The sequence below is a fragment of the Colwellia sp. RSH04 genome (assembly GCF_003545765.1).
Taxonomy (GTDB): Bacteria; Pseudomonadota; Gammaproteobacteria; order Enterobacterales; family Alteromonadaceae; genus Colwellia.
In genome coordinates, this window is the sequence record NZ_QXIO01000024.1 from 1 (window position 1) to 5834 (window position 5834).

Genomic DNA, 5834 nt, shown 5'->3' on the forward strand with positions numbered 1-5834 from the left:
TAGGAAGAGTACAATATAGAAGAATACTTTCTCTAATACGTGGTGATATAGCATGACACTCCTTTGCACATAACGCCTCAATAAGAGGCAAAAAATAGTTGGTTAAAATAAGCGACGAAGGAGCAAAAACCAACTGTTTTTTGTCCTGCTTTATTGCCTTGTTAGGTTTTGGTCTTGCGATAAGTTTTGATACTTAAAGCTATGCCTGTGCCCCACAGTAGGCTGTTTAATGCGAAAGCTACATATGAAATAAAATCACTATTCCAAAAGTTATCTTTAGGTAAACTTACCCACAAATCGTTTAACGGAAAAAGTAAAATTTCCGTAAAGTTTGCCCAATATGTTGCAAACACATTCATATATTCTGGCATATCTTCGGAGAAGCCATAACCTAGAGATAACACCAATAATGCGACTAAATTTACAGCCGTAAAAATTGCGTGAATAAAACTCCATTTTATGAGTAGCTTCATAGAAACCTAACGCCCAGCTAATGGGCAAATAATTGTTGGCTAAAATAAGCGACGCAGGAGCAAAAGCCAACTGTTATTTGTCCTGTTAAGCGCCTTGTTATGTGTAATTTACTCTAAAGCCTCAGCAATCATTTGATTACGCCACTCTTTTGTATTTTGCCACATTTCATCAGTTAAGCCATTATGCGACCAAAAGACTACTTGGCCTGATTTATTCAGGCAGTAGTAATCAGAGTTGTCTTCACAAATTGGAAGCAATTCATCGGGAAGATCATAGAATTTTTTAGCATCTGCAATTGCGGAATAGATATCAAGGTGACTTTGAGCGTTATTGATTTCTAAAGCTTCCATTGGAGCATTTCCAAGATCATAACCAGATTTGATAAAGTCGATATAATCGTTTGGAAACGTAAAACCTAATTTCTGTTGAGCCTCAGAAATTTCTATATCGCTTGGTGGTTTGAACTCAAAACTTTCCATTTACACCGAATCCTTGATTACACATAACGCCCAAATAATGGGCAAATTACAGTTGGTTAAAATAAGCGACGTAGGAGCAAAAACCAACTGTTATTTGTCCTGATTAATTTGCTTGTTAGCTACCTATTTGCGCTGAACTTTAGCTTTTTTTAATAGCTTTTGAATAAAAATAAATAAAGCTAAAAGAATTAGCTGTATAAAAAATGCTGACTTTAATGAAAGCATATCTAATTCAACTAGCTCAAATAAACCAAACATAGAGGCGACTAATAAAATCAAAAATAGAAAATAGATTATTGTTTTATTCAAGGTGTTCCCATTTTTCGTTTATCACCACACAAGCCAAATACTCAACTATTCCTGAGAGGTAGCTAACGCCTTGCTAAGCGGCGTAAAATTGTTGGCTAAAATTAGTGAGGAACGAACGCAAGCCAACTGTTTTACGTCCGTTTAAGCAACTTGTTATGCTGCACTTCCCACTGACACTGTTTGAAAACTTACTGCTGAATTAATTGGTGGCTCATTTAACAGAATTTCTAAGTCATGGTAAGAGCCATTAATGTCCAAAGTAAGCTTTAATTCCATAGCACTTTTCCAGCTACCAAATTCTGAAGCATCTTTTGAAAATTGTGATATGGCATTATCATTTAATTTTAGGGTGCCACTCATAGGAATATTATCTGCCATTTTTAAATTTGATGCAGTGACATCATACATAAAACCAGATTTTAGATTGATCGTTCCATTCATTGATTTACTCCATAATTTGCATTGCAGCATAACGCCCTCGTTAATGGGCAAATAATTGTTGGCTAAAATAAGCGACGAAGGAGCAAACAGCCAACTGTTATTTGTCCTGATTTAACAGCTTGTTATATGCCGCTTACTCTTCTGTTGATTTTGACTCTTTTGGGATTACAAGTAAATCAACAAGTACCTTTTGAAAGATATACATGCACCCACCAATAGAAAAAATAATAATGAGAGTTGGTGATATGGGATCGCTTTCGAATAAATAGCCATTCAATATTTGTAATATTAGAATCAAGATAGCCAGACCTATAATAGGCTTTACGCTATGTTTATTTATAGACTTTGCAATATCTTTTTCAGTCATCAAGTACTCCTTTTGATGAATAGCTGCCTAAGTATTTAGGCAATATAACGTTTTGCTAAGCGGCTAAGTACAATTTGCTAAAATGCGCGAAGCGCGAGCAAACTGTACGTGTCCGTTTGAGCAACTTGTTATATGCAGCGGTGACTGTAGCCAAAAACTGCACGAACTTATAATTGCCCGTAATATAAAAACCTGACCGTGAACTTTTACGCTATTCACTAAAGCCAGAACAAAATTAATAGCATTGCCACCTTTGAAAAAGGTAAAAGAGGCAATGCTTATTAGTGCTGAGCCAAACCTAATTTAGCGTAAAACACTAAACTAGAAAGCACTTTATCTAAAGCTAATTTTTATTAGCATATAACGCCGCTGTTAACCGGCAAATAAATAGTTGGTTAAAATTGTGAGGCACGAACAAAAACCAACTGTTTTTTGTCCGAGTTGAACGCCTTGTTAGACGGTAACTCCACCAAACTTTTCCAGATAATCAACCACTTAAGCGCGCGACTAACCGAAATTGATCTGAACATACTCCCAAAGCGCTGTCCTTTAAGTGAGAGTCGCTCCGCCTTAGCAAAGACACGCTAGGCTCACGTTCTCTCACTTAAAGGACAATGAAAGAAGTATAGCGCGTGTCAACTTTTCGGTTAGATTTTCTCATCATAGCAGCGCGCGTTAATATACTGATTATTTATACAGTACATTAAATCATCTAACCGATAAACACATACAACAGATCGTTACCGATCTAACGCCCAATTAATGGGCAAAAAATAGTTGGTTAAAATTGGCGACGAAGGAGCAAAACCAACTGTATTTTGTCCCTGTTTAATTACTTGTTATGTTGCTAATACACTGAATAAGTTATAAAAACCTAAAATTGAAATAACCACACCCCAACTTAACCCAAGTAACCTTATTTGTCTGTTTGCGTTTACTGGAATAGTTATCATTGGAGCCACTCCAATTTTATAACCTAACTGCCAAGATATGCACTTTTCTATACCCCAAACACTTAAAAATAAGTAAATACTTATTAGTGACTCTGTGTTGTAACCTAGATAATGAAAAAAGAAAAACAAAAGAATCAATACGAACGACAGCGCAAATACATGCTTTTGTAATTTTAATAGCACTCCGAGCCTTCCTTGCAACATAACGCCCATTTAAGGGGCTGATAATTGTTTGCTAAAATGTGTAGCGAAGCGAAACCGAGCAAACTGTTAGCAGTCCCGCTTTAAATGCTTGTTATATTTGCGTTTTACTCTGCATTCTTTTTAATAGAATAGTTTTAATTAGCGCATGGATTGAAGACAAGCATACCCAACCAATTAGCAGAAGTTTAGTTAGGCCAAGCTGACTAAGATCGTTAGAAAGTAAATACATAAAGTAAACTCCTACGATTAGCCCTGCAAAAGCAATTGATGCTGATTTCCATTTTATTATGGCAAAACCAATAAGTGCAAAAATAACAACGGGAATGAAAAGCATGTAATCAAAAAACGCTACACCACTCATAAAACAAGTAGCAACAATAATATTTGATGCACTATTTTTAATAGAATCTACTAATTTTAATTCTCTATCCGACATTTTTACTCAGAAACTTGATTGCAAATATAACGCCTAATTAACAGGCAAAAAATTGTTGGCTAAAATAAGCGACGAAGGAGCAAAAGCCAACTGTTTTTTGTCCTTGTTTAATTTCTTGTTATGTTTACTTGAAATACGCTATTGCAACTTGAGCGATACCAACTAAAACAAGTGCGCCAGTTAACCAATTTAGAGAAAGTGCAACTTTACTTGATGAATTTGATGATTCTTGAAATGACTTTTCTAAGCTATCAATTCTTAAATTGAGTTGTTCCAGTGAATTATTAACTTTACGCGTGGCGTTAGTTTGTTTTTCGAGAGATACCTGTATATCTTCCGTACACCTAACTATAATCCCTGCTTTTTGCTGCTCGTGAATTTGGCTGCCAGGATGCGCTGTACCTGCTAGTTCATTCAGAATTTCAGTCTTGGTTTTATCTTGAACGTAACTCATATACTCGATACCTCCTTGTAAACATAACGCCTTGCTAAGCGCGCAAAAAATGGTTGGCTAAAATAAGCGAGGTACGAGCAAAAAGCCAACTGTTTTTTGTCCGTTTAAGCAACTTGTTATGTTTCTGTACCAAAATAAGGGCCAAGAAATTGCCATACTACAAGAATAAATATACCTGCTATAAAAGCTGAAATTATAGGATGTTCAAAAAATATGGTTAAAGCACCTTTTGATGTTTTATCAGAGCCACTTCCTAAAACACTCTGCAAATGTATTATTGCATCCTCAGCTTTTTTAGGTGTTCCAGATTGCTGACTTACAGTCTTAGATTTGAAATATAAAAAGCCCTCAAGCAATTCTTTTGCTCGCTTTTTTGATAAATCTGGATTGTAAGCTTCTTCTAAGCATTTCCAATACTGATCCGTTTTTTCAATTTTAAATCCCACTAGGTACTCCATTCATCCCGAGAAACATAACGCTTTGCTAAGCGGCTAAGTACAATTTGCTATAATGCGCGAAGCGCGAGCAAACTGTACGTGTCCGTTTGAGCAACTTGTTATATGCAGCGCTAGCTGTAGCCAAACACTGCACGAACTTATAATTGCCCGTAATATAAAAACCTGACCGTGAATTTTTACGCTACTCACTAAAGCCAGAACAAAATTAATAGCATTGCCACCTTTGAAAAAGGTATAAAAGGCAATGCTTATTAGTGCTAATGCTAACTAGTTTTAGCGAAAAACTATGCACTAGAAAGCACTTTATCTAAAGCTAATTCTTTAAAGCATATAACGCCCTAATAATGGGCAAATAATAGTTGGTTAAAATAAGCGACGGAGGAGCAAAAACCAACTGTTATTTGTCCTGTTAATTAGCTTGTTATGTTGCTGAAAACTTTATAAATACAATAACAGGAACCACTAAAGTTGCAATGGCAAGTGGTGGTACAACTGCGGTAAATAATATTACCTTAAACCACTCAGTAATTCGTGCAACCCGATACCAAAATGGGGTGTAGCTATTTTGTGAATCTAAGTTTTTAAAAGAGTGCAAGAAAATAGCAGTAAAAAACATTAATGTAGATAAAGATGCTAAAAATATTGTGAAGCTCCAAAGTATTCCTGTTGGAAACGAAGAGCCGATAAAAAATAGGATCATTAATAAAGCTGAAACAAGGAACAACTTAACTTTTAAGTGGGAATACTTTTTAGCTAATAAGGAATATGACTCTGGGGATATACTCATGCGACTCCTTGCAACATAACGCCACAATAATGGGCAAATAATGCTTGGCTAAAATAGCGACGCAGGAGCAAAAGCCAAGCTGTTATTTGTCCTGTTGATTGCCTTGTTAGTTGCTTGATATTTAAAGCATTAAACTAACAACACACTACCATGTTTCTATACCTAACGGAAGAAACCAAAAGCTTTCCCGCACTACACACCAAAGCCTGAACTTTGAGCCTTTAAAACTAAAGCAAGTTTGAACTTATAAACGTGTAAGGCGAAAACTGGGTTGAGCAAAAAGAGAAGTAAGTTTGAAGGCACTTCCATTGCCAAACCAAAGATTGAACCAGACACGAAACTACGTGTTAAACACTAAACTAGCAAATAAATAATACTGATTTAGTGCGGGCAACTAACGTTTATATTAAACGGCAAAGTAACATTGGCTATAATCGCGAAGCGATGGCCAACTGTTACGTGTCCGATTTGA

General features: G+C 35.9%; 9 protein-coding genes. All 9 read right to left on the bottom strand.

Annotated features, from left to right (window positions below; all coding sequences use genetic code 11):
* Positions 1-161: 161 nt before the first annotated feature.
* Positions 162-473 carry a hypothetical protein gene (locus tag D1094_RS18115; protein ID WP_118961507.1) on the bottom strand — a complete coding sequence of 104 codons (312 nt, stop codon included), beginning with the start codon at positions 471-473 and terminating at the stop codon, positions 162-164.
* Between the two features lie 108 nt (positions 474-581).
* Positions 582-953 carry an SMI1/KNR4 family protein gene (locus D1094_RS18120; RefSeq protein ID WP_118961508.1) on the bottom strand — a complete coding sequence of 124 codons (372 nt, stop codon included), beginning with the start codon at positions 951-953 and terminating at the stop codon, positions 582-584.
* A gap of 462 nt (positions 954-1415) precedes the next feature.
* Positions 1416-1703, bottom strand: a complete 288-nt coding sequence (locus tag D1094_RS18125; RefSeq protein WP_118961509.1) for a hypothetical protein — start codon at positions 1701-1703, stop codon at positions 1416-1418.
* A gap of 133 nt (positions 1704-1836) precedes the next feature.
* Positions 1837-2070 (bottom strand): hypothetical protein, encoded by a 234-nt coding sequence (locus D1094_RS18130; protein WP_118961510.1) that lies wholly within the window; start codon positions 2068-2070, stop codon positions 1837-1839.
* An 839-nt stretch (positions 2071-2909) separates the two neighbouring features.
* Entirely contained in the window at positions 2910-3206 is a 297-nt protein-coding gene (locus D1094_RS18135) for a hypothetical protein (protein WP_118961511.1), read from the bottom strand.
* Between the two features lie 112 nt (positions 3207-3318).
* The gene (locus D1094_RS18140; RefSeq protein ID WP_118961512.1) at positions 3319-3663 is read right to left on the bottom strand and encodes a hypothetical protein; all 345 of its coding nucleotides are present in this window, start codon (positions 3661-3663) and stop codon (positions 3319-3321) included.
* A 124-nt stretch (positions 3664-3787) separates the two neighbouring features.
* Positions 3788-4117: a hypothetical protein gene (locus tag D1094_RS18145; protein WP_118961513.1), complete on the bottom strand. Its 330-nt coding sequence runs from the start codon at positions 4115-4117 to the stop codon at positions 3788-3790.
* 116 nt (positions 4118-4233) lie between these two features.
* Entirely contained in the window at positions 4234-4563 is a 330-nt protein-coding gene (locus D1094_RS18150) for a hypothetical protein (RefSeq protein ID WP_118961514.1), read from the bottom strand.
* Between the two features lie 433 nt (positions 4564-4996).
* Complete coding sequence (locus D1094_RS18155) at positions 4997-5362, bottom strand: hypothetical protein (protein ID WP_118961515.1); 366 nt, start codon at positions 5360-5362, stop codon at positions 4997-4999.
* Between the last annotated feature and the right edge of the window lie 472 nt (positions 5363-5834).